A 22,951-nucleotide genomic window follows, 5' to 3' on the forward strand; every position below is an offset into this window, starting at 1 on the left:
AGGGATATCATGCGTTTTGAAGGGCAAATAGCTGTTATTACAGGGGCTGGAAGCGGCATTGGAGAAGCGACCGCTCAGAGAATGGCAAAAGAAGGAGCCCGCGTCATTCTTGTCGGGCGAACGCAAGAAAAGCTAGTACAGGCTGCATCCGCTATTGACACACTGTGTGAACGAAAATGCACGGATATTTTCCCAGCTGATGTAACGAAAGAAGAAGACGTCAAAGAGCTTGCTGAGTTTATAAAAGAAAAGTACGGACAAATTCATTTATTAATTAATAATGCAGGCGGATCTGTTAATTCAACAATTAAAGAAACAACGCTTGAACAGTGGAAACACGTACAGGACGTTAATTTAACAAGCGTATTTCTTATAACAAAACAGTTGATTCCTTTTTTAACTGAAGGAATAGGAGAAAATCGATCTATTGTTAATGTCGCTTCTCTTTCAGGACATAAAGCAGGTGCGCAAATTCCTCACTACAGCGCTGCTAAAGCTGCTTTAATAAACTTTACAAAAGCAATGGCATTTGAATTAGCACCTCACGGAGTCAGAGTAAACTCTGTGTCTCCTGGATTCGTAGAAACACCTTTAACACAGCCTGGACTTGAAAATGAGCGCTTCACTAAGGCAATCGAAAAAAATACGGCTTTAAAACGTGTAGGTAAACCAGATGAAATTGCAAATGTTATTGCTTTTGCAGCGTCTAAAGAGGCATCGTATATGACGGGAAGTGATTTATTAGTAGACGGCGGGTGGCTTATCGTTTAATGCAAAGTAAAGAGGAGGGAATCCGAATTATGAGTGATTTAGTAGTAGAAAAGCAGGGGACTATTTTATCTTTAACGTTAAATCGTCCAGATCGTTTAAATGCATTCAGTGAAGAAATGATTGAAAAGCTAACAGCTGAAATAAAACAGGCGCAAAGGGACGATTCTATTAAAGTAGTCATATTAAATGGAGCGGGGCGCTCGTTTTCTGCCGGAGGCGATGTAAAAACGATGGGTCAAGCATCCGGAGCGGATGTGTATGAACATATCGGCCGTTTAAATGAATGTATTTTAGCGATGCAAAATTTAGAGAAGCCAATTATTGCAGCAGTTCATGGGTTTGCAGCAGGAGCGGCTTTTAATTTAGCTCTCGCTTCTGACTTTATCATTGCGTCAGAAGAAAGCCGATTTGTATTAAGCTTTTCTCAAGTTGGATTGATTTCAGACGGAGGAGGCCTTTACTTTCTTACAAAGGTCGTCGGTCCCCACAGAGCGAAGGAACTGTTATTTTTAGGAGAGCCTATGGATGCCGAAACAGCTTATAAAGCCGGTTTTTTAAACCGTGTAGTGCCGTTAAATCAGCTGAAAGATGAGGTAACTTCCTTTGCAAGCCGCTTATCACAAGGACCAACGAAAGCGTATGGGAAAATGAAAAAAATTGTCAACGATTCATTTCATTTAACGTTACAACAAGTGCTCGAACAAGAAAGGCTAACGCAAGTTCTTATGGTAGAAACAAGAGATCATCAAGAAGGAATATCTGCGTTTAAAGAAAAAAGAAAGCCACTATTTCAAGGGAAATAAAAGGGGGATCTACGATGAAAGCCATTCAATTTACGCAGTACGGGGGACCTGATGTTCTTCAAGTTATCGATATTGCACGCCCTGTACCAAAAAAGAAAGATGTGCTCATTAAAGTTGCGGCAATCGGCGTTAATTATGCCGATGCTGCGCGGCGTGAAGGAGCATATGTAGTAGAAACACCGCTTCCTTTTATTCCAGGTTCTGAAGTAGCGGGCGAAGTGGTTGAAGTAGGCGAGGATGTAAAAGGGATACAAGTAGGTACAAAAGTCGTGACGCTGCTAGGATCTAATCGAGCAACAGGATACGCGGAGTACACGCTGGCAGATTCAAGAGGCCTTATTCCGTTGCCGGAGAATGTGGATTTAACACAAGCGGTTGCTTTGCCTCTTCAAGGACTAACGGCTTATCATATTTTAAAAACGATGGGTCGCCTTGAAAAAGGAGAAACCGTCATCGTTCATGCGGCAGCAGGCGGCGTCGGAACCTTAGCTGTTCAGCTTGCCAAAATTTTTGGAGCCGGAAAAGTCATTGCTACAGCGAGCTCTAAAGAAAAGCTTGAGCTCGCAAAAAATCTCGGAGCTGACGAAGCGATTAACTATACAGAAACAGGCTGGGAAAAACGAATTTTAGAAGTAACGGAAGGAAAAGGAGCCGATATTATTTTAGAAATGGTAGGAGGGCATATATTCTATGAATCTCTTCAATGTCTTGCACCATTTGGGCGTCTCGTTTTTTACGGAATGGCTAGCGGAAAACCTGTAAAATTCAACCCTGCCCGCCTGATGGAAAAAAATCAATCGGTTCTAGGCTTTTTCTTACCTCAAATGATGGCAAAACCAGCGCTTTATCAGCAAAGCCTGCATGAGCTATTAAACTACGTAAATTCCGGTCAGCTAAAATTAATGCTGGGCGGCACATTTTCACTTGATGAAGCGGCAGATGTACATCGTCTGCTTCAAGGAAGAAAAACGACCGGAAAATTAGTGTTAGTTCCGTAACAAAACAGCTTCCGTCTCTAATAGGGACGGGAGCTGTTTTGGTTTAAAAAATTGGCTTTCACCTGCCAATTTTTTAAAAACCGCTTAATAATTTGGCATAAAAATCAATGTTTTTTACTAATTTCTTCTATATTTTAACACTGGCATGGAAGTTGCATAATAAGTGTTTGAACATATAAAGGAGGAATTGAATATGGTGAGAAATGGAACGGACCGCGTGAAGCGGGGAATGGCAGAAATGCAAAAAGGCGGCGTTATCATGGACGTGATCAATGCAGAACAGGCAAAAATTGCAGAGGCAGCAGGCGCTGTTGCCGTTATGGCGTTAGAGCGTGTTCCAGCCGATATCCGTGCAGCAGGCGGCGTGTCTCGTATGGCAGACCCAACAATTGTTGAAGAAGTGATGAACGCTGTATCCATTCCAGTTATGGCGAAAGCCCGCATCGGCCATATCGTTGAAGCGCGCGTGCTAGAAGCAATGGGCGTAGACTATATTGACGAAAGTGAAGTACTCACTCCAGCTGATGAGGAATATCACCTTAACAAAAGTACATTTACGGTTCCATTTGTATGCGGATGCCGTGATTTAGGCGAAGCAGCAAGACGAATTGGTGAAGGTGCTTCAATGCTTCGTACAAAAGGCGAACCAGGAACAGGAAACATCGTCGAAGCAGTGCGTCATATGCGCCAAGTAAACGCTCAAGTACGTAAAGTGGTAGGCATGGATGAAGATGAGTTAATGACAGAAGCTAAGCTATTAGGTGCGCCTTATGAGCTCTTACTGCAAATTAAACGTGAAGGCCGTTTACCGGTTGTAAACTTTGCCGCAGGCGGCGTAGCAACACCAGCAGACGCAGCCTTAATGATGCAGCTTGGAGCAGACGGTGTGTTCGTTGGATCAGGAATCTTCAAATCAGACAACCCGGAAAAATTTGCGCGTGCAATCGTGGAAGCAACAACACATTATCAAGACTATGAACTTATTGCAAGCTTGTCAAAAGGGTTAGGAAGTGCAATGAAAGGAATTGAAATTTCATCATTATTACCAGAAAATCGTATGCAAGAACGCGGCTGGTAATGAGTAATAACTTTTAAACTTAGTTAGGAGAATGACCATGGGGAAATATACGATAGTTGATAAAGAAACGTGTATTGCGTGCGGCGCATGCGGAGCTGCGGCACCTGATATTTATGATTATGATGATGAAGGAATTGCGTTCGTTATACTTGATGATAATCAAGGCACGGTTGAAGTGCCCCAAGAGTTGGAAGACGATTTGATAGATGCGTTTGAAGGCTGTCCAACAGAGTCCATCCGTATAGCGGATGAAAAGTTTGATGGAGACTCGAATAAATTTCAATAAAGCGGAATAAATAAAAAAATAGAAAGTTTTTTAAAAGAAAAGAAGGATTTTGTCTAGAAAAGGCGAAATGTTAGTTGTGTAAGAACATATCTTTTTAAAAATGAAAGCACTTACATAACTAAAAGCATATGAGTTAGCCTCATTTGACCTTTCAGAATTATTAGTGTAAAAGTGCAGAGTAATCAAATAGTTTTTAAAAGGAGATTAAGGGGCATGCAAATACTGAATACAGTCATTGTGACAGGATATGCAAAAGCTCCACAGGGAACTTCCATGTATGAAATGTATAAGCATGCGGGAATTGTACTAGAAGTGGATCTGACAGAGCATAAAATTGTAAATGCTGAGTTTACGTTTATTACGGAGCTAACGCAAAATTTTTTCCGGAAGCTGCTTATTGGTTACTGCCTTGCAGATGGAATTGAACCTCTTATTGAACGTATTCAAAATTATTATTTTGCTCCATCTCAACAGGCGATTATCGTAGCGCTTCAGGCTGCAATCCAACGTTACTGGGATAATGTGAATCAAAAAATTACATAGCGTTTGGTTAGAATAAAGTGAGAAGACAACCTCTTTTCATGGTCTTATTAAAACCAAGCAGACACACACACTTTACAAAGAGTGGGGGACATCCCTTTTTCTTTGGGGAGTCATTGTGTCCTGCTTGGTTTTTTTCGTGTAAAGCGCTGTGAAATATAAAAAGAAAAGGAGGAAACAAAATGAACAAAATCATCACGCGCGAAGAAGCAATAGAAAAAATAACAGATGGCGCACGCATTATGGTAGGTGGATTTGGTCTTGTTGGAAGCCCGCTTAGTCTGATTGAAGCGATTGCCAAATCAAACCTTAAAGATTTAGAGATTATTAGTAATAACCTCGGTGAACCTGGAAAAGGATTAGGTGTATTGGTTCAAAAAAAACAAGTAAAAAAAGCCATAGGGTCTTATTTTACTTCCAACCCTGAAGTTGTACACGCTTATCAACAACAAGAACTTCAAGTGGAGCTCATCCCGCAAGGAACAATGTCCGAGGCAATTAGAGCAGGAGGAGCAGGCATCGGAGGATTTTATACGCCTGTGAGCGTAGGGACCCAGCTGGCGGAAGGAAAAGAAGAACGAGTGTTAAAAGGAAAGAAATATGTTTTGCAAGAATCGCTGCACGCAGATGTAGCTCTTATAAAAGCTAAAAAAGCAGATCGACTGGGAAATCTTATTTACAGCAAATCAGCAAGAAACTTTAATCCAATTATGGCAACGGCCGCTAATATCGTGATTGCGGAAGTAGAAGAAGTTGTTGAAGTTGGACAAATTTCTCCTGAAGAAATTGTAACTCCTCATTTATATGTTACTTATATCGTAGTGAAAGGAGAAAAATAAGATGAACGTCAAACAATATATTGCTGCGCGCGCTGCAAAAGAGCTTTGTCACGGAGATGTAGTGAACTTAGGGATAGGGATTCCTACTTTGGTTGCTAATTATATCTCACCCGATGTTCATGTGTTTTTACATTCAGAAAACGGGATTCTCGGAGTTGGCCCTACTCCTAAAGAAGGTTATATAGATCCAGAACTTGTGAATGCGGGGAAGCTGCCCGTCACGGTTTTAGAAGGATCCTCATTTTTTAACAGCGCTGATTCCTTTGCCATGATACGCGGAGGCCATGTGAATGTATCCATTCTTGGAGTGCTTCAAGTAGATGAAGCAGGCAGAATTGCGAACTGGGCTGTTCCTAGGAAAAGCGTTCTTGGCGTAGGAGGAGCAATGGATTTATTAGAAGGCTCAAAAAAAGTGATTGTTACGACTCTTCATACGAATAGTCAAGGAGAGTCAAAGCTAGTTGGGAAGTTAACTTACCCGCTTACTTCAGAGCGACGAGTTGATATGGTTATTACGGAATTAGCTGTCTTTTCGGTAACGGATCTTGGTCTTGAACTTCTTGAAACAGCTCCGGGTGTTTCTTTAGAGGAAGTACAACAAAAAACAGAGGCTTCTTTTCACGTTTCTAAATTATTTAATAAAAACAATGAGGTGACAGCATAATGGCAGTGATTGTAAATGCATTTCGAACCCCTATTGGAAAGTTTGGCGGTTCGCTTGCAGATACGCTTCCAGAAGAACTAGTCTCTCTTGTGATGAAAAACAATTTGTCTTCAGCGGGATATACTTCAGAGATTGTTGATGAAATCATTGTCGGACAGACGAAACAAAGCGCTCATGCTCCTAATATAGCGAGAGTAGCCGGGCTGAGAGCTCAATTCTCTGAACGTATTCCAGCTTATACCGTGCACCGCCAGTGCGGTTCAGGCATGCAGGCTGTAATGAATGGAGCTATGTCCATTTTATCAGGTCAAGCCGAAGTGGTATTAGCCGGAGGAGCGGAAAGCATGTCTCAAGCACCGCACTATACGGTAGGCACTCGTTTTGGTTTTCACGTTGGTGATTTAACACTCTATGACTCTAATACAGAAAGTCAGCCAAAATCACAGCCTGAAACGTTATACGGAACGTTTACGATGGGACAGACGGCAGAGTGGCTCGCTGAAAAATATAGTATTAGCCGCACGGAACAAGATGAGTTTGCTTTTTATAGTCAGGAAAAAGCTAGGCGGGCTATAGAACTGGGTTTGTTTGAAGAAGAAATTATCCCGGTACCTGTAAAAGAAGGAAAAAAAGGTATGAGGCATTTTGCAACAGATGAATTTCCTCGTCTTACTAGCAAAGAAAAGCTTGGTGCGCTTAAGCCTGTTTTTCAAAAGAATGGAACGGTGACAGCCGGCAATTCATCCGGCAGAAACGATGGCGCTTCAATGATGCTGTTGATGTCGGAAGAAAAAGCTGAGCAGCTTGGATTAACGCCTATGGCAAAGATTGTGTCGTTTGCCGCAGCGGGCGTCTCTCCAAAGGAAATGGGAATTGGCCCCGTTTCTGCTTCGCAAATTGCTTTAAATAAAGCTGGTTTAAGCTTAGGTGATATGGACTTGATTGAATTAAACGAAGCATTTGCCGCTCAAAGTATTGCTTGCTTAAGAGAATGGGACATCACATCAGAAAAAGTGAATGTAAACGGAGGAGCGATTGCTCTTGGACACCCTTTAGGCTGCTCCGGGGCAAGAATCATCACAACTCTGTGTCATGAACTCCAAAAGCAAAAAAGACGATACGGCCTGGCTACTATTTGCGTTGCAGGAGGATTAGGAATGGCGATGGTGGTGGAAAGATGGACGAAATAAAAAGAGATTATGTTTTTCATAGAGATTTAACAAAAAAGTATCCAATGATTACGCATGGTGAAGGAAGCTACTTAATAGATGAACAAGGAAAAAAGTATTTAGACGGCTGCTCCGGCGCCGTGGCGGCAAACTTAGGGCACGGCATTGCGCAAATAGCCGAGGCGATGGCGGAGCAGGCAAAAAAAGCGGCGTTTGTTCATACATTGCGTTTTGAAACGGATGTTTTGCATAAACTTGCAGGCAAAATTGGAGAAATGGCGCCGCTTCATTTAAACAAAGTCTATTTTACATCAGGAGGATCAGAAGCAAATGAAAGTGCATTAAAATTAGCAAGGCAATATCACAGGGATGCCGGAAAGATGCAAAAACACATCGTAATCGGAAGGTGGCAGTCTTACCATGGAAACACGATAGGGGCACTATCAGCTGGAGGAGACGTAAAAAGACGATATCCTTATACACCTAATCTTTTACATTTTGCGCATGTCTATTCGCCGTATTGTCATCGCTGTCCGTATAATCGCAATCAAGAAGACTGCGTGGCAAATCAAAACTGGAGCTGTATCACCGATATTGAACGCACCATTTTAGAGCTTGGTCCAGAAAATATTTCAGCTTTTATCGCAGAGCCCATCGTAGGAAGTCAGCAAGGAGCTGTTGTACCTCCGCTTGACTATTTCAAAAAAGTACGTGAGCTCTGTAGCCGTTATGACATTCTTTTGATTGTTGATGAAGTGATGACAGGCTTCGGGAGAACGGGAACTGATTTTGCAGTGGGACAATTCGGAATCGAACCGGATATCCTAACGTTTGGTAAAGGAGTTTCAGCGGGGTACGCTCCTTTAGGAGGAATGATTGTTCATGACCGTCTGATTCAAGGCTTGTTAGAAAATAGCAGCGGGAAATTTCTTCATGGCTATACGTACAGTGGACATCCTGTTTCAATAGCGGCAGGCCTTGCTGCTTTGGATATGTATGAAGAAATGAATATCCTTCAAAACGTTGAAACTCAAGGCGCGTATTTAATGGAATGTTTAGTAGCGCTGCAGCGCAAGCATCCTTATATTTCAGATATTCGCGGCCGCGGACTTTTAATTGGATTAGAACTAATGAAAGACGCCAATCAACAGATATTTTTCGAGCCACGTGAAGCAGCCAGCGAAAAGCTCAATGAAATTTGTATGGAGCTTGGAGGCGTCTTTTATCCAGGATCCGGATCTATAGATGGACATAAAGGAGAACATATCATTATCAGTCCTCCTTTAAATATAACGAAATCAGAAGTTGATGAAATAGTGAGATTGCTAGATTATGCGTTTTCTATTTTTTATCAGCACATAAGAAAGGATGAGTCATATGAAAGTACAAAATAAAACAGAAGAGCTTCAAATCAAAGGAAAAAAACATTTATCACCGGTGATGACAAGAGTAACAGAGCTTGTTATTGAAAAAGCGCACGGTGCGAAATTTTGGACAGCTGATGGCAAGGAATATATTGATTTTGTATCAGGAGTAGCTGTCAATGCAGTGGGTCATACGCATGAAAAGATGGTAGAAGCGATAAAAAAACAAGCAGATCAGCTGCTTCACCTAGGCTTAAACTACGGCTATTACGAAACAGCAGTGAATTTGGCAGAAAAACTTGCGCAAATTACGCCTGGAAACTTAGACACGGTGTTTTTTTCAAACTCAGGCGCAGAAGCCATTGATGGTGCGCTCAAATTAGCAAAAGCGGCCACTGGCAGACCAGCGATAATTGCTTTTGAAGGTTCTTTTCACGGTCGTACACTAGGAGCTACAGCTATTACGGCTTCAAGCTCAAAATACCGCAGCTACTACGAGCCGATTTTAGGAGAAGTGTATCACGTCCCTTATCCTTATCCAAGTCAGCTTCCTAATGTTGACGAGGAAGATGCAGAAGCATATTGCTTAAATCAACTGCAAAAGCTGTTTGATCTGCGAGTGGATCCTTCACGCGTAGCGGCGATTGTAATTGAGCCAGTCATGGGCGAAGGGGGCTATTACCCTGCTCCTTCTAGCTTTTTACGTGCACTGAGAGACATAGCGAATGATTATGGCATTCTGCTTGTTTTTGATGAAGTGCAAACGGGATTTGGGCGCACTGGAAAAATGTTTGCCGCAGAACATGCTGGAGTCACACCAGATATTTTAGTTTTAGCAAAAGCTCTTTCCGGCGGCATGCCTTTAGGAGCCATTGTAGCAAGCCGAGAACTGCATGAGAAATGGCCAACAGCTGGACATGGTTCTACTTTTGGCGGAAATCCAGTATCGTGCGCAGCGGCTTTAGCTAATATTTCAATCATTGAAGAAGAAAAGCTTGTAGAGCGCAGTGAAAAAGTAGGCGCTGATATTGTTAAACGCCTTCAGCATTCTATCGGACATTTACCGGCTATTAAAGAGGTTAGAGGAATTGGTATGATGATTGGTATTGAATTTCATGTTGAAACAGCAGCTGCTTATGTCCCTGTTATTAAATCAAAAGCGCTGGAAAAAAGACTGCTAATTATGAACTGTGGAGTCAAAGGGCAAACCATTCGTTTAATGCTGCCGCTAAATATTGATAAAGACGTGCTGGATCAAGGACTGTCTTTACTAGAAGAAGCCATCACAGAAGCAGTTTCAATTAACTAGCTTTTTAAATGAAAAGGAGGGTAACAATATGAGTCAGACTAAAATCGAACTGTTACAAGGAAATTTATATATTAACGGCGAGTGGGTAAGTGAAGAGGAGCAAACCTATTTTGAAAGTATAAACCCTGCAACACAAGAGCTCGTTGGAACGTGCGCAGCCGCTACGGCTAGTCAAGTTGATGATGCGGTAAAAGCGGCTAGTACAGCCTACAGCCACTGGAAAAATACATCCATTCCTGAACGTGCAGCATTTTTAACAAAAGCAGCTGAGCTTTTTGAAGACAGAAAAGAAGAGCTAGCTCAAGTGATGACAAAAGAGATGGGAAAACCGCTGACAGAATCCATAGGGGAAGTTGGTGTCGTCATTGCAACAGCTCAGTATATGGCTGGAGAAGGAAGACGTTTGTTTGGCGAAATAGTGCCCGCTGGCTTTCCTGACCGAGATATAAAAATGGTTCGCGAACCGCTTGGAGTTGTGGCATGTATTACACCTTGGAACTTTCCTGTTTCTCTCGCTTCTTATAAAATGTTTGCCGCTTTAATCGCTGGCAATACCGTTGTCTGGAAGCCGGCTTCAGAAGTAGCGCTCTCAGCGAAGATTTTTATGGAAGTATTGCACGCTGCGGGGCTTCCAAAAGGAACAATTAACTTGCTTACAGGATCGGGCAGAATTGTTGGACAAAAGCTTGCTACGCACTCTGAAGTGAAAATCATATCATTTACAGGTTCTACGGAAGTTGGTCAGCAGTTAGCAGAAATGAGCAGCAAAACCTTAAAACGAATTTCTTTAGAGCTAGGAGGAAAAAACGCTGTTATTGTGTTAAAAGATGCCGATTTGGATAAAGCAGCAGAAGGAATTGTTAAATCAGCATTTACGACAACGGGGCAGCGCTGTACCGCAGCTAGTAGAGTGATTGTGGAGCGTTCAGTAAAAGAAGAGCTTTTGAAAAAAGTAATAGCTCTTACAAAAGAAATGAAGATTGGAAATGGTCTTGAACAAGGAGTTGTGATAGGACCGCTTGTTAATGAACAGCAGTGCCGTTTAGTAGAAAATTACGTACAAAAAGCGGTGGAAGAAGGCGGAAATATTGCGCTTGGAGGTCATGCTTTATCAGAGTTAGGAACTTGTTATTACATGCCTACAATTATTGATAACGTCCATTCGAACCACACAATTGCTCAAGAGGAGATTTTTGGTCCCGTGCTTGCTTTTATTGAAGTAGATGGCTACGAAGAAGCAATGAGCGTCAATAATGGAACGATGTACGGGCTTTCCACTTCTATTTATACAAGCAGCTTGCACTATGCCAGCCGAGCGGCAAAAGACGCTGTTAGCGGATTAGTCTATATCAATAACGGAACATCTAATGCTGAAATGGGAGTAGCATTCGGAGGAATGAAAATGTCTGGCAACGGCCACAGGGAAGTTTCTCATCATGCATTTGATGTGATGACAGAATGGAAGTCTGTCTACACCAACTATTAATCTCGCACCTTAGCGAAAAGGAGGAGCACATGTCTTCATATCGCATTGGCATTGCCTTTTTTTATCATGAATCTCACAGCTTTAGTCCATTAAAAACAGAAATAGAACACTTTGTACAAGAAGGCTATTTTGTTGGAACGGAAATATATAAAGCATACTCAGGAACCAAAACAGAAGTAGGGGGATTTTTAGATGTATTAAAGCAAGAGAAGCAAGTAGAAATCGTTCCCCTTGTTTGTGCAGCTGCAGTTCCGTCTGGGATTGTATCTTCAGCAGCTTATTACACAATTGAAAAGCAAATGTTGCATACGCTTACTCACGCCGGCCCGCTAGATGGCTTATTAATCGCTTTGCACGGCGCAATGGTAGTAGAGCATCTTTTCGATCCTGAAGCTCATTTGTTAAGTCAGATAAGAAGCTGCATAGGAAGCGACGTTCCCATTGCTACTACGCTCGATATGCACGCAAATATCAGTGAAGATATGCTTACGTACACGCCGCTTCATTTCGGGTTTAAAACATATCCTCATGTTGATATGTACGAACAAGGAGTGAACGCTGCGCGAGCGCTTTTAACACAAGTAAAAGAAAGCGCTATCTATTATGCATCTTTTAAAAAAATGCCTATGCTTTTGCCGTCGATTAATATGCGAACAGCAGAAGGGCCGATGAAAAAAATGATGGACCTTGCTAAGCAAGCCGAGCAAGAAGAAGACGTATACAATGTTTCTATTTTTGGAGGCTTTCCTTATTCTGATATTTCAATTGCCGGAGCAAGCGTGCTCGTAACAGCTTTGAATCCTGAAACAGCAGAAAAAATAGCAAAGAGACTAGCTTCTCAGTTTTGGAGTATAAAAGAAGATTTTATCGTGGATTTGCCTACCGTTGAAGAGGGTCTGCAAACAGCGTTAAAACTATCAGACGAACAGCCAATAGTGCTCGCTGATATAGCGGACAATCCTTTAAGCTGCGGAAGCGGCGATACAACAGAGCTTTTGGAATACATGCTGAAGCTAAATATGCCGAGGACACTGTTTGGAGGTCTTTATGACCCTGAATCTATTAAACAATGCGTGCAAGCAGGAGCTGGGAATTACGTCTCTCTTTCCTTAGGAGGAAAAGTTTCTCCTGAGTTCGGAAAGCCCGTTGAAGTTGAGGCCAAGGTCGTTGCTTTGTCGGAAGGTGAGTTTTACAATTCAGGACCGTTTAATCAGCATTTAAAAGTAAATGTAAAAGGTGCAGCTCACATTCAAGTAGGAGAATTGGATATTTTGCTGATTGGAAGGCCGGTATCAGCCAATGATCCTGAACTTTTTCGCCATATTGGCATTGAGCCAGCGACGAAAAAAATCATTGGTTTAAAAGCTAAAAATCATTTCAGAGCCGCTTTTGAACCGCTTGTAGGATCTATCATCTATGTGGATGCGCCAGGCGTAGCGTCAAACCGCTTAACGACCTTTAATTATCAGCACCTTCCAAGTCCAATATGGCCGCTGCAAGATGCAAAATATGAAAGTGAAAAAAGGAGGAAAGAAAAATGGATGCATTAAAAGAGCAGTACTATATCGAAGTGCCGGAATCGTTAAATCCTGAGCAGCAAAAAATGATGATTGAACTTGAAAAAGATGCGTTTCCCGGCATGGGAGCCGTTGATGAACAGACGCTTGTACCTTTAGCACGCTATGGAAAGCTCATTCAATATTTCCAGGAAAATGACGCAAGGCCAATTGCCATTTGCGAGCTGCTTCGAGATTACAAAGATGTCACAAAAGCTTATATCTTTGGTTTCTACGTCCGCTCTGATAAACAAGGAAGCGGAATTGGACAGCTGTTCTTAGAAGAAATATTTTCGATTTTACAAAAAGATAGTTTTGAAAGCGTTTGTTTGACTGTGAATGTGAAAAATGAAGGCGCTGTGAAGCTGTATAAAAAAATGGGCTTTACGATTAAAGAAACGCGATCAGGAGAGTTTGGCGAAGGAGAAGATCGCTATTATATGGTGCGGTCAATTTTTTAGTAGAACATCTATTCAAAAAATGAACTTTGGAGGGAATATAAAATGAAAAATACATTATATAAAGTAAGCAGACACTGGAAAGAAATCGAGCTTTGGAAAGATGTAACGGACGAGCAGTGGAACGACTGGGTATGGCAGCTGACAAACACAATTAAAACATTGGAAGATTTAAAGAAAGTCATAAATTTAACACCTCAAGAAGAAGAAGGCGTAAAAATTGCAACCAAAACGATTCCGTTAAATATCACTCCTTATTACGCATGGTTAATGGATGAGAACGATCCGAAATGTCCAATCAGAATGCAGTCTGTTCCTATTTCAGAAGAACTGCATAAAACAAGGTATGATTTAGAAGATCCGCTTCACGAAGATGAAGATTCACCGGTTCCTGGCTTAACTCATCGTTATCCCGACCGCGTGCTGTTTTTAGTTACAAATCAATGCTCGATGTACTGCCGCTACTGTACAAGAAGACGTTTTTCAGGACAAATTGGCATGGGCGTTCCAAAAAAACAGCTGGATACAGCTATTAATTACATTGCAGCCAACCCTCAAATCCGTGATGTATTAATTTCTGGAGGAGACGGACTATTAATCAATGACAATATTTTAGAATATATTTTGAAAAATTTGCGCGATATTCCGCACGTAGAAATTATTCGTATCGGTACAAGAGCACCGGTGGTGTTCCCGCAGCGCATTACAGAAAACCTGTGCAATATCTTAAAGAAATATCATCCGGTTTGGCTAAATACGCATTTTAACACATCAATTGAAATTACAGAAGAATCAAAGCGTGCTTGTGAAATGCTTTCGAACGCAGGAGTTCCAGTTGGAAACCAAGCGGTTATTTTAGCCGGAATTAACGACAGCGTGCCAATCATGAAGCAGCTTATGCATGATTTAGTAAAAATTCGTGTGCGTCCTTATTACATTTATCAATGTGATTTATCAGAAGGAATCGGCCATTTCCGTGCGCCGATCAGTAAAGGGCTAGAAATTATGGAAGGACTTCGCGGCCATACGTCCGGCTATGCAGTTCCTACGTTTATCGTGGATGCTCCTGGAGGAGGCGGTAAAATTCCATTGCAGCCAAATTACATTATTTCTCAAAGCTCCAATAAAGTTGTGCTTCGAAACTTTGAAGGTGTTATTACGTCTTATCCGGAGCCGCAAAATTACCAAAGTGGTAGCGCAGAAGAATTTTATAAAAAAGTATATCCTGAAGTGTTTGAAAAATTTGAAAGCAACGGTGTTCTTTCGATTATTGATGATACAAAGTTCAACTTAACGCCAGAAGGTCTGAACCGTCTTGACCGCCGGAAAACGTACGATCAAAATCCAGAGCATAGCTCTTTAAAAGACAAGCGTGAAAAGCGCGATCAATTAAAAGAGAAAAAATTTGAAACGCAAATGAAAAAATACGAAACGGCGGGAGCGAAGGAGGAATAATATTGAAATGTCAATGGTGCGAATCCTATGAAGCGAAAGAGACGGATGCAACGGTATATTGGGAGCTTCCTGACGGCACAAAAGCTATAGAAATTAAAGAGACGCCTTCCATTACATGTTCAGAATGCGGAATTACGTATCAAACAGATGAAACGGTTGGACACATTGAAGATCAACTGTTTTTAATCAACACCTCTGCCTTAGAAAAAAGTGTAACGTACGAACAGCTTATGAGCTTGCCTCGTCTATTAAAACGAAACTACTTTGATTTTTCAAAGTAAGCAATGAAGGGTCCATCTCCTGCTTTTTGTGGGAGATGGATATTCTTATACGCTTTACGTTAAACATGTGCGCATAGTTCATTTATAAAGGTGGGATAAGTATGGAAGCGGTCGATATAAATCGTAATGAAGAAGAAAAAAAGCAGGACGATAAGCATGTAAAACGTCACTTAAAAGCACGTCATATGACCATGATTGCTATTGGAGGGTCAATAGGAACGGGCTTATTTCTAGCCACGGGATCTTCTATCCAAACTGCTGGACCGGGAGGAGCGCTGATTGCTTACGGGGCTATTGGAATTATGGTTTACTTTCTCATGACTAGCCTTGGAGAAATGGCTACGTTTATGCCGGTATCAGGTTCTTTTTCAACGTACGCCAGTCATTATGTAGATCCAGCTCTTGGCTTTGCGCTCGGCTGGAACTACTGGTTTAACTGGGCTGTTACGCTCGCTGTAGAAATAGCTGCTTCTGCTATTATCATGAAGTTTTGGTTCCCTGATGTGCCAAGTATTATCTGGAGCGCTTTGTTTTTAGGCTTAATTTTTTTACTTAATTTCCTATCTGTAAAAAGCTATGGAGAATCTGAATATTGGTTTGCTCTCGTAAAAGTAGTAACCATCATTGTGTTTATCGGAGTGGGCCTTCTGACCATATTTGGCATTTTCGGCGGTGAATATATCGGTTTTAAAAACTTTACATTAGAAGAAGCGCCGGTCAACGGCGGATTTCTGTCCGTACTAAGCATTTTCTTTATCGCGGGATTTTCTTTTCAAGGTACAGAGCTAGTCGGCATTGCGGCGGGGGAAAGTGAAAACCCTCAAAAAAATATCCCTAAAGCCATTCGCCAAGTCTTTTGGCGCATTCTTCTATTTTATATTGCAGCCATTGCTGTAATCGGGCTTATCATTCCTTACACAAGTCCATCTCTTCTAGGAGGAGATGTGGATAACATTGCTGTTAGTCCATTTACGCTTGTTTTTGAAAAAGCAGGAATTGCTGCAGCTGCTTCAGTGATGAATGCTGTTATTCTTACCTCGGTTTTATCAGCCGGAACTTCTGGCTTATATGCTTCTACGCGAATGTTATGGTCCATGGCCAATGAAGGGCAAGCGCCTAAAGCGCTTCGAAAAATTAATCGTCGAGGAATTCCAGTAAACGCACTTGTTTTAACCACTATCATTGGCGGTCTTGCCTTTTTAACATCAATTTTTGGCGATCAAATGTATATGTGGCTTTTAAACGCTTCAGGCATGAGCGGATTTATTGCGTGGATTGGTATTGCCATCAGCCACTATCGTTTCCGAAAAGCATATGTTGCTTCAGGACGGGATATAAATGATCTAGCCTATAAAGCAAAATGGTTTCCTCTAGGTCCTGTTCTTGCATTTGGAATGTGCCTCATCGTTATTTTAGGCCAGAACTATCAAGCGGTACTTTCTGACAAAATTGATTGGTACGGCTTAACGGTCTCATACATTGGTCTGCCTCTCTTTTTAGCGACGTGGTGGGGATATAAAATAGCAAAGAAAACCAAGGTTGTACCTTTGCACGAGTGTATTCAAAAAGAGGACAGGAAATAAAAAAAGGTGAGCCTTAGACAACAAGGCTCACCTTTTTACTTATAAAAATCATTCATATTAGGCTTCATTCTATAGATAGCATAACACAAAAAGTGATTTTTTTCCAGTCTGGTTTTTATTTTGTTTATTGATAAAATTCAAGAATAGCGCTGGAATCTGCACAAGGGAGGTTAAAACCTTCGTAACTTTAATAGGAAAAGGGGTTTGTGATGAGAATTTCAGAAGGTGTTGAAATGCTACAGTTGACTGCCAGAGCGTTTAATCAAGACATAACATTAAATCCTACATTAGTTTGGAATAATGAAGAAGTTATTTTAATTGATACAGGAATGCCTGACCAAATCGATCAACTCAAAGAGGCGTTAAACAAATTAAATATGTCTATTGAACAGCTAAAAGTAATTCTTCTAACACATCAAGATCTAGATCATATAGGATGCGCTGCTGATATACGAAATAATTCAGATAAAAATATCATCGTATATGCTCATGAATTTGATAAGCCGTACATTGAAGGAAAACTTCCGCTTATTAAAACGAATGCGAGTCAAATGAGTAAAGAAGAACTATCAGCTATACCTGATGAAATAAAATATTTATATAAAACCCCTCCAAAAGTTGACGTGGATATAGTATTAAAAGGAAGTCAACTGCTTCCATACTGCGGAGGCATTGAAGTTATTTTTACTCCCGGACATACGCCTGGGCACGTTAGTTTTTATTTAAGAAAATCAAAAACGCTGGTTGCCGGAGATGCTCTAGTATTGGCAAATGGACAGCTAATGGAACCTGTTAAACAAACGACCTTAAATATGGACCAAGCAGTTCAATCACTTGAAAAGTTTTTAAACTATGAGATCGAGCATGTTATTTGTTATCACGGAGGCTATTTTCAAGGCTGTCCGAAAGAAGCGATTTTAAGGATAAAAGAACACGTTACAGAGAGACAAAGTTAAGATAAATAGAAGCCAAAGGGGATGGACAAAATGTTTACACCAACTATCAGTGTCCGAAAAATAAATGATAATCTCATTATAAAATGGCAGCTTGCACACTTTACGATTCCGTTAGAAGACATTCTTGAAGTAACGGAAGATGACACGTACGGAGGCAAAGAAGCAAACGCCATTCGAATCGGCCCTCCGTACGGAACGACTGACCGCATCTTTATAAAAACGACCAATAAAAACTATCTGTTATTTACCTCAAACGCACCGGCTATATTAAACGAAATAAATTCATAACGATCACATTACTAAATACGAGATATATAGGAGAGAAAAAATTGAAGATTAGCCGTACTTTCGATGCTGATAAAATCGCCAAGCTTAATCAGTCCGTTCATCAACTGCATGTAGAATTATACCCCGAGCACTTTCAATCATATGATTTTCAGAAGATACATGAATTTTTTAAGAAAGTGATGAAAAACGATAGATTTATCTTTCTTTTAGGAGAAGACGATGGAGAGCATGTGGGATTCGCTTGGCTAGAAATAAAGCAGTATTCAGAGACAGTGTTTAAAAAAGCTTACGAGTCAATTTATGTTCATCAAATAAATATCGCCGAACATTATAAAAACAAAGGGTTTGGTTCGAGTTTGATGAAAGAAATTTATAGTATTGCTCGTGAAAAAGAGATCACTACAATTGAGTTAGACTATTGGAGTGACAATACGATTGCCGAGAGCTTTTACGAAAAAGAAGGCTTTGTTACGTATAGAAAAATGGTTTATAAAGAACTTTAAAGAGAGCATTTACTTGCTCTCTTTTTTATACCTAAGAAGCCATTTTCTTTATTTTAATTACTCAATAAAATAAAGTACGCGATTTGAGAACCTAACTCTTGAAAAATTTTTGTTTTACATTTATACTTACATTCTTGTTCGCGTAATGCGACAACTTACTTTATATTCAACTAGGAGGTATACAGATAGTATGGAAAATTTCATTTATCATAATCCCACAAAATTAATCTTCGGAAAAGATCAGCTTCAAGCATTATCAGAAGAACTCCCGAAATACGGAAAAAATATTTTGCTTGTATATGGCGGAGGAAGCATTAAGAAAAACGGTTTATACGATCAAGTTCTTACGCTGTTAAGAGAGTTAAACGTAAATATACATGAGTTAGCGGGCGTAGAGCCAAATCCTCGACTATCTACGGTACGAAAAGGAATTGAAATTTGCCGAAATGAAAACATTGACTTCATGTTAGCAGTCGGCGGAGGAAGCGTTATTGACTGCACAAAAGCAATCGCTGCCGGAGCTGAGTATGAAGGCGACGTTTGGGATATTATTAACAAAAAAGTAACGGCTACAAAAGCACTGCCGTTTGGAACGGTATTAACGTTGGCAGCAACAGGTTCTGAAATGAATCCTGATTCTGTTATTACGAATTGGGAAACAAATGAAAAATACGTTTGGGGAAGCGCCGTTACGCACCCTGTATTTTCTATACTAGATCCTGTGAACACGATGTCTGTTCCTAGAGATCAAACTATCTACGGCATGGTAGACATGATGAGTCATGTGTTCGAACAATATTTCCATAACGTGAAAAACACGCCTTTACAAGATCGTATGTGCTATTCCGTATTACAAACAGTAATTGAAACAGCACCGAAATTGCTAGAAGATCTGCAAAGCTACGAACATCGCGAAACGATTTTATATTCCGGAACAATCGCATTAAACGGAACACTTCAAATGGGATACTTTGGAGATTGGGCTTCACATACAATTGAACACGCGGTATCAGCAGTATATGACATTCCTCATGCGGGCGGTTTAGCAATCTTATTCCCAAATTGGATGCGACACGTTGTAGATCAAGATGTAACTCGTATGAAACGCGTCATGACAAGCATGTTTGATATTGAAACTGCAGGTAAAAGTGACAAAGAAATTGCGTTAGAAGGAATCGATAAGCTAAGCGCTTTTTGGTCAAGCCTTGGTGCACCTTCTCGCTTAGCAGATTACGATATCGGAGAAGAGCGACTAGACGAAATTGCTGGAATTGCTGCTCGTGAAATGGAGCACGGAGGTTTCGGTAACTTTAAGAAACTAAATAAAGATGATATTTTAGCTATTTTAAAAGCATCACTGTAAAGTGAAAAATAAAAAAGAAGGAGACACCTGTCTTCTTCTTTTTGTTTTATCTTATAAATGACTGGAAATTAAGTAGAGTAGGAAGAATGGTTTTTTTCTCAAATTTCAGTTAACAACTAAAGGAAAAGCTTTATAATTAAGTACAGAAAGAAAGTTTTAGAGAATTTAAGGGAGTGGGGAGATGAAAAAGTTTGCGCTAGCTTCATATGCGCTTTATTTGTTGGGCGGATTAGTCATTACAGCCGTAGGATCCGTCTTACCGCAATTGTTAACACATTATCATGTGTCCTATACAGTTGGCGGACAGCTTGTATTATTAGGTTCTTTAGGATTTTTGATAGGAGTTCCGCTTTCTTCTTTTCTATTAGGACGCTTCAGCGAAATGAATTTACTTACAATTGCCGCACTAATGATAGCGTTATCACAAATAGGTATGCTTTTATTGCCTCCATTTGAGTGGATTATTGCATTCAATTTTTTAAACGGTATTGGTGTAGCCGCATTGGAAGTAGTTGTAGCTACTTTAATGATGGAAGTATTTATCGGTAGAAGAGCTATTGTTATGAGTTATTTAGAAGTATCATTCGGTCTAGGTGCGCTGTTGATGCCGTTAGTAGCTAGCTTATTGATTTCACAGAACAGCTGGAGGTTTTCATTTTTTATAACAAGTGTACTAGCTTTACTAATGGTTGTGGTTTGTAAAATAATTCCTTTTAAAAAAGAGACTGTTTCAACTTCAGAAAGCGATGCTTCAGATGCCAGCTCAGAACCTGCGCCTGTGCTTACTAAAAATCAAAGGTGGAAAATACTTACTCTTTTTAGTGTGATGATTTTTATGTATGCCGGAGTAGAAAGCAGTATGAATAATTTTCTTTCGTCTATTTTTATCACATATCTAGACGTAATTCCCTCACAGGCTACTTTAAGCATAAGCGTTTTTTGGGTAGCTATGCTCATAGGACGAGTGGCTACTGGATGGATTATTCGAATTGTTACATACGAACGTTATCTTTTTGGTAGCATTGGAGGGACAATTGTGAGTTTAGTGCTGTTTATTGTGTTAAAAGAAGCAGTAGCAGGCTATATTTTATTAGGGTTTTTAGGGCTTGCAATGTCAGGTATCTATTCGATAACGATGGTATATGCTAACCATACGTTTACCGGATCTGCCCGTATTGTAACAAGTTTAATTACTGGTTTTTCAGGGCTTGGAGGAGCTATTTTTCCTGCACTTATTGGCTTTACTATGGACACAAGCGGAATTACCTCAGCACTTTGGTACATAACAGCTTTTGCATGTTTATATCTTCTGGCGCTCTGCATCATTTTTTTCGTTCAGCGTGATGCAAAACAAAAAGCTAATAATCATTTGCAGCCTATGAAATAAATGTTACGTCAAAAAAAGAAGTGAACTTATAAGTTCACTTCTTTTTCTTTTTATTTTCTCTTTCGTTATAGTAAACAAAAAGGGTTCACATAAATTCAAACTAAAAAGTGAAAAATGGATATATCTATGAAAAAGGAGTGCAATATGAAAGAAGTGAATATAAAGGATCCCGCATTAAACCCCGACGTGGCATTAAAAAGAGTACTAAATGAGATGGCTGAAAAAGATGTAACTTTATAAATGGTTAATATCTATTTTAATAAAAAATAAAAAAAGAAAGGTTGAATCTATGTCGACCTTTCTTTTTTTTAGAAAAATTATCATTAAATTTTTTCTAACAATATCTTTATAATCGAATAGCAAAATTCCTGCTTTTAAGTTCGCTTTAGTATTAACCCTATAAACCATTCTTTTCTTTACTTTTTACTAATATATCAAATATTCTATATATTCCTAATGTTATATAAAATTAAATTGACAAATATATGAAGCGATTATTAGAATTTAGTCATTGAACAGTGAAGAGCTGTTTAAAAGTAGGGGGGAAGTAAATGCCGTTACAAAACAAGCATCTAGCAGTTGTGTTACAAAATACATATTTACCGTTTATTTTTGAAGAAGCAGAAGCTCTCGGAATTAAAGTGACGTTTTTTTATAACCAAGAAGAAGTAGAACCTAAGCATCTTAAAAACGTACAAAATTTCATACCCATTGATTTATTTCACACCTCAGACAAAGCTCTTGAGATTATTAAAGCAGAGCATCACAAAAATCCTTTTGACGGCATTATGACATTATATGAGCCTGCATTAGAGTTTGTATCTCAGCTGACAGAAGAATTAAACTTACCGGGTTTATCACCGTTTGTGATTAGTAACTGTCGCAACAAACAGAAAATGAGAGAGGTTTTAAAAGATAATGATCTTAACACTCCGTATTTTAAAGAGGTTGAAAATACGGAGGAATTAAAGAATCTTTCACTGCCTTATCCTGTCGTAGTAAAACCTTCTAACGGATTTTCCAGTCAAGGTGTATCACGAGCGAATAATAAAAAAGAACTGATTGACAGCATAGAAAAAGTGAGACGCGTAAATGAAGAAGACCTAAGTAAATTCATAAAAAATAAAACGGGCATGGTAATTGAACAATTTGTAGACGGACCAGAGTTTGCTATTGAGACGTTTTCTGTACAAGGAGAGGTTTGTGTACTCTCTATAGGCTACAAAGGAAATTCCAAAGGGCCTTTTTTTGAAGAAGGTGTTTATATAGCGCCAGCTCACCTAGAAGAAAACGTTTGGGAATCTATTTCGCAAGAAGCAGCTAAAGCAGCAACCGCTTTAGGGATTGAGAATGGCCCCGCTCATATTGAATTACGTTTGGACCCAGCAGGAAAACCTTATGTAATTGAAATAGGAGCGCGCATTGGAGGGTCTGGGATTTCTCATTATATCGTAAAAGAAAGTACAGGTATTAACTATATGGAGCTAGTTTTTCACTATGTATTAGGATTAAAACCTCCTGTATTAAAAAATGAAAGAAAACGAAAGAAAGTGGTGGGCAACTACATTATCCCTGTGCAAGGCCATGGGATTTTTAAAGAAATTCGAGGCTTAGAAGACGTGCGCAGAGATACTGAAGTAAAAAGAGTTATTCAATTTATAACTGAAGGGACAGACATTTTACCATATCCGCACTTTTCAGGGTATCCTGGATTTATTTTAACCACTCATGACTCTTATTCCGACTGTGAGCAGTATTACAGCTATTTAGATAACAAAGTAAAAATCGTTTATCAAAATAAAGTAAACGCATAG

23 protein-coding genes are annotated in these 22,951 nt (G+C 40.0%); all 23 read left to right on the top strand.

From position 1 onward, the window contains the following. The first annotated feature begins 9 nt into the window (after window positions 1-9). Window positions 10-771: an SDR family NAD(P)-dependent oxidoreductase gene (locus U9R83_RS11655; protein WP_226701239.1), complete on the top strand. Its 762-nt coding sequence runs from the start codon at window positions 10-12 to the stop codon at window positions 769-771. A 29-nt stretch (window positions 772-800) separates the two neighbouring features. Beyond that, the gene (locus tag U9R83_RS11660) at window positions 801-1,574 is read left to right on the top strand and encodes an enoyl-CoA hydratase/isomerase family protein (protein WP_328575244.1); all 774 of its coding nucleotides are present in this window, start codon (window positions 801-803) and stop codon (window positions 1,572-1,574) included. A 14-nt stretch (window positions 1,575-1,588) separates the two neighbouring features. Further along, window positions 1,589-2,572: a quinone oxidoreductase family protein gene (locus U9R83_RS11665; RefSeq protein ID WP_014460090.1), complete on the top strand. Its 984-nt coding sequence runs from the start codon at window positions 1,589-1,591 to the stop codon at window positions 2,570-2,572. Window positions 2,573-2,765: 193 nt separating this feature from the next. After that, window positions 2,766-3,650: a pyridoxal 5'-phosphate synthase lyase subunit PdxS gene (gene pdxS / locus U9R83_RS11670; RefSeq protein WP_014460089.1), complete on the top strand. Its 885-nt coding sequence runs from the start codon at window positions 2,766-2,768 to the stop codon at window positions 3,648-3,650. Window positions 3,651-3,687: 37 nt separating this feature from the next. Then, window positions 3,688-3,936: a ferredoxin gene (locus U9R83_RS11675; protein ID WP_013057065.1), complete on the top strand. Its 249-nt coding sequence runs from the start codon at window positions 3,688-3,690 to the stop codon at window positions 3,934-3,936. Between the two features lie 213 nt (window positions 3,937-4,149). Then, the gene (locus tag U9R83_RS11680) at window positions 4,150-4,479 is read left to right on the top strand and encodes a DUF3870 domain-containing protein (protein WP_013057066.1); all 330 of its coding nucleotides are present in this window, start codon (window positions 4,150-4,152) and stop codon (window positions 4,477-4,479) included. A gap of 179 nt (window positions 4,480-4,658) precedes the next feature. After that, window positions 4,659-5,315, top strand: coding sequence for a CoA transferase subunit A (locus U9R83_RS11685; protein WP_098626443.1), 657 nt, complete (start codon window positions 4,659-4,661; stop codon window positions 5,313-5,315). 1 nt (window position 5,316) lies between these two features. Further along, on the top strand, window positions 5,317-5,979 hold the full coding sequence (locus U9R83_RS11690; RefSeq protein ID WP_243549349.1) for a 3-oxoacid CoA-transferase subunit B: 663 nt from the start codon (window positions 5,317-5,319) through the stop codon (window positions 5,977-5,979). Beyond that, window positions 5,979-7,169: a thiolase family protein gene (locus U9R83_RS11695; protein WP_182420587.1), complete on the top strand. Its 1,191-nt coding sequence runs from the start codon at window positions 5,979-5,981 to the stop codon at window positions 7,167-7,169. The genes U9R83_RS11690 and U9R83_RS11695 overlap by 1 nt, the downstream gene beginning before the upstream one ends. Continuing rightward, complete coding sequence (locus U9R83_RS11700) at window positions 7,157-8,542, top strand: aminotransferase family protein (protein WP_098626449.1); 1,386 nt, start codon at window positions 7,157-7,159, stop codon at window positions 8,540-8,542. The genes U9R83_RS11695 and U9R83_RS11700 overlap by 13 nt, the downstream gene beginning before the upstream one ends. Then, on the top strand, window positions 8,526-9,821 hold the full coding sequence (locus U9R83_RS11705; RefSeq protein ID WP_029321798.1) for an aminotransferase class III-fold pyridoxal phosphate-dependent enzyme: 1,296 nt from the start codon (window positions 8,526-8,528) through the stop codon (window positions 9,819-9,821). The genes U9R83_RS11700 and U9R83_RS11705 overlap by 17 nt, the downstream gene beginning before the upstream one ends. Before the next feature lie 28 nt (window positions 9,822-9,849). Then, entirely contained in the window at window positions 9,850-11,307 is a 1,458-nt protein-coding gene (locus U9R83_RS11710; protein ID WP_209369224.1) for an aldehyde dehydrogenase family protein, read from the top strand. Between the two features lie 29 nt (window positions 11,308-11,336). Beyond that, window positions 11,337-12,857, top strand: a complete 1,521-nt coding sequence (locus U9R83_RS11715; RefSeq protein WP_014460081.1) for a M81 family metallopeptidase — start codon at window positions 11,337-11,339, stop codon at window positions 12,855-12,857. Next, window positions 12,845-13,324 carry a GNAT family N-acetyltransferase gene (locus U9R83_RS11720; protein ID WP_208732305.1) on the top strand — a complete coding sequence of 160 codons (480 nt, stop codon included), beginning with the start codon at window positions 12,845-12,847 and terminating at the stop codon, window positions 13,322-13,324. Before U9R83_RS11715 ends, U9R83_RS11720 begins: the two co-directional genes overlap by 13 nt. 42 nt (window positions 13,325-13,366) lie before the next feature. Continuing rightward, window positions 13,367-14,776, top strand: coding sequence for a lysine 2,3-aminomutase (ablA, locus tag U9R83_RS11725; protein ID WP_098626453.1), 1,410 nt, complete (start codon window positions 13,367-13,369; stop codon window positions 14,774-14,776). Between the two features lie 2 nt (window positions 14,777-14,778). After that, on the top strand, window positions 14,779-15,057 hold the full coding sequence (locus U9R83_RS11730) for a YokU family protein (RefSeq protein WP_013057076.1): 279 nt from the start codon (window positions 14,779-14,781) through the stop codon (window positions 15,055-15,057). 101 nt (window positions 15,058-15,158) lie between these two features. Then, window positions 15,159-16,640 carry an amino acid permease gene (locus tag U9R83_RS11735; protein ID WP_182420585.1) on the top strand — a complete coding sequence of 494 codons (1,482 nt, stop codon included), beginning with the start codon at window positions 15,159-15,161 and terminating at the stop codon, window positions 16,638-16,640. Window positions 16,641-16,849: 209 nt separating this feature from the next. Further along, window positions 16,850-17,596, top strand: a complete 747-nt coding sequence (locus tag U9R83_RS11740) for an MBL fold metallo-hydrolase (RefSeq protein ID WP_208732304.1) — start codon at window positions 16,850-16,852, stop codon at window positions 17,594-17,596. A gap of 30 nt (window positions 17,597-17,626) precedes the next feature. Next, complete coding sequence (locus tag U9R83_RS11745; protein ID WP_033578994.1) at window positions 17,627-17,884, top strand: SunI/YnzG family protein; 258 nt, start codon at window positions 17,627-17,629, stop codon at window positions 17,882-17,884. Window positions 17,885-17,925: 41 nt separating this feature from the next. After that, window positions 17,926-18,387 (top strand): GNAT family N-acetyltransferase, encoded by a 462-nt coding sequence (locus U9R83_RS11750; RefSeq protein WP_098626459.1) that lies wholly within the window; start codon window positions 17,926-17,928, stop codon window positions 18,385-18,387. Between the two features lie 190 nt (window positions 18,388-18,577). Beyond that, a complete protein-coding gene (locus U9R83_RS11755; RefSeq protein WP_014460073.1) occupies window positions 18,578-19,750 on the top strand; it encodes an iron-containing alcohol dehydrogenase in 1,173 nt (390 codons plus the stop codon). Between the two features lie 181 nt (window positions 19,751-19,931). Further along, window positions 19,932-21,137, top strand: a complete 1,206-nt coding sequence (locus U9R83_RS11760; protein WP_098626461.1) for an MFS transporter — start codon at window positions 19,932-19,934, stop codon at window positions 21,135-21,137. Between the two features lie 551 nt (window positions 21,138-21,688). Beyond that, complete coding sequence (locus tag U9R83_RS11765; protein ID WP_014460070.1) at window positions 21,689-22,951, top strand: ATP-grasp domain-containing protein; 1,263 nt, start codon at window positions 21,689-21,691, stop codon at window positions 22,949-22,951.

The sequence above is a fragment of the Priestia sp. LL-8 genome, assembly GCF_036227845.1.
Lineage (GTDB): Bacteria > Bacillota > Bacilli > Bacillales > Bacillaceae_H > Priestia > Priestia zanthoxyli.

Excerpts from the sequence above, each read along its gene's own strand:
- U9R83_RS11685 (WP_098626443.1), top strand. The coding sequence starts at position 4,659 with ATGAACAAAATCATCACGCGCGAAGAAGCAATAGAAAAAATAACAGAT.
- U9R83_RS11705 (WP_029321798.1), top strand. The coding sequence starts at position 8,526 with ATGAAAGTACAAAATAAAACAGAAGAGCTTCAAATCAAAGGAAAAAAA.
- U9R83_RS11760 (WP_098626461.1), top strand. The coding sequence starts at position 19,932 with ATGAAAAAGTTTGCGCTAGCTTCATATGCGCTTTATTTGTTGGGCGGA.
- U9R83_RS11690 (WP_243549349.1), top strand. The coding sequence starts at position 5,317 with ATGAACGTCAAACAATATATTGCTGCGCGCGCTGCAAAAGAGCTTTGT.
- U9R83_RS11710 (WP_209369224.1), top strand. The coding sequence starts at position 9,850 with ATGAGTCAGACTAAAATCGAACTGTTACAAGGAAATTTATATATTAAC.
- U9R83_RS11680 (WP_013057066.1), top strand. The coding sequence starts at position 4,150 with ATGCAAATACTGAATACAGTCATTGTGACAGGATATGCAAAAGCTCCA.
- ablA (WP_098626453.1), top strand. The coding sequence starts at position 13,367 with ATGAAAAATACATTATATAAAGTAAGCAGACACTGGAAAGAAATCGAG.
- U9R83_RS11660 (WP_328575244.1), top strand. The coding sequence starts at position 801 with ATGAGTGATTTAGTAGTAGAAAAGCAGGGGACTATTTTATCTTTAACG.
- U9R83_RS11665 (WP_014460090.1), top strand. The coding sequence starts at position 1,589 with ATGAAAGCCATTCAATTTACGCAGTACGGGGGACCTGATGTTCTTCAA.
- U9R83_RS11720 (WP_208732305.1), top strand. The coding sequence starts at position 12,845 with ATGGATGCATTAAAAGAGCAGTACTATATCGAAGTGCCGGAATCGTTA.
- U9R83_RS11745 (WP_033578994.1), top strand. The coding sequence starts at position 17,627 with ATGTTTACACCAACTATCAGTGTCCGAAAAATAAATGATAATCTCATT.
- U9R83_RS11655 (WP_226701239.1), top strand. The coding sequence starts at position 10 with ATGCGTTTTGAAGGGCAAATAGCTGTTATTACAGGGGCTGGAAGCGGC.
- U9R83_RS11740 (WP_208732304.1), top strand. The coding sequence starts at position 16,850 with ATGAGAATTTCAGAAGGTGTTGAAATGCTACAGTTGACTGCCAGAGCG.
- U9R83_RS11675 (WP_013057065.1), top strand. The coding sequence starts at position 3,688 with ATGGGGAAATATACGATAGTTGATAAAGAAACGTGTATTGCGTGCGGC.
- pdxS (WP_014460089.1), top strand. The coding sequence starts at position 2,766 with ATGGTGAGAAATGGAACGGACCGCGTGAAGCGGGGAATGGCAGAAATG.
- U9R83_RS11765 (WP_014460070.1), top strand. The coding sequence starts at position 21,689 with ATGCCGTTACAAAACAAGCATCTAGCAGTTGTGTTACAAAATACATAT.
- U9R83_RS11755 (WP_014460073.1), top strand. The coding sequence starts at position 18,578 with ATGGAAAATTTCATTTATCATAATCCCACAAAATTAATCTTCGGAAAA.
- U9R83_RS11735 (WP_182420585.1), top strand. The coding sequence starts at position 15,159 with ATGGAAGCGGTCGATATAAATCGTAATGAAGAAGAAAAAAAGCAGGAC.
- U9R83_RS11695 (WP_182420587.1), top strand. The coding sequence starts at position 5,979 with ATGGCAGTGATTGTAAATGCATTTCGAACCCCTATTGGAAAGTTTGGC.
- U9R83_RS11715 (WP_014460081.1), top strand. The coding sequence starts at position 11,337 with ATGTCTTCATATCGCATTGGCATTGCCTTTTTTTATCATGAATCTCAC.
- U9R83_RS11700 (WP_098626449.1), top strand. The coding sequence starts at position 7,157 with ATGGACGAAATAAAAAGAGATTATGTTTTTCATAGAGATTTAACAAAA.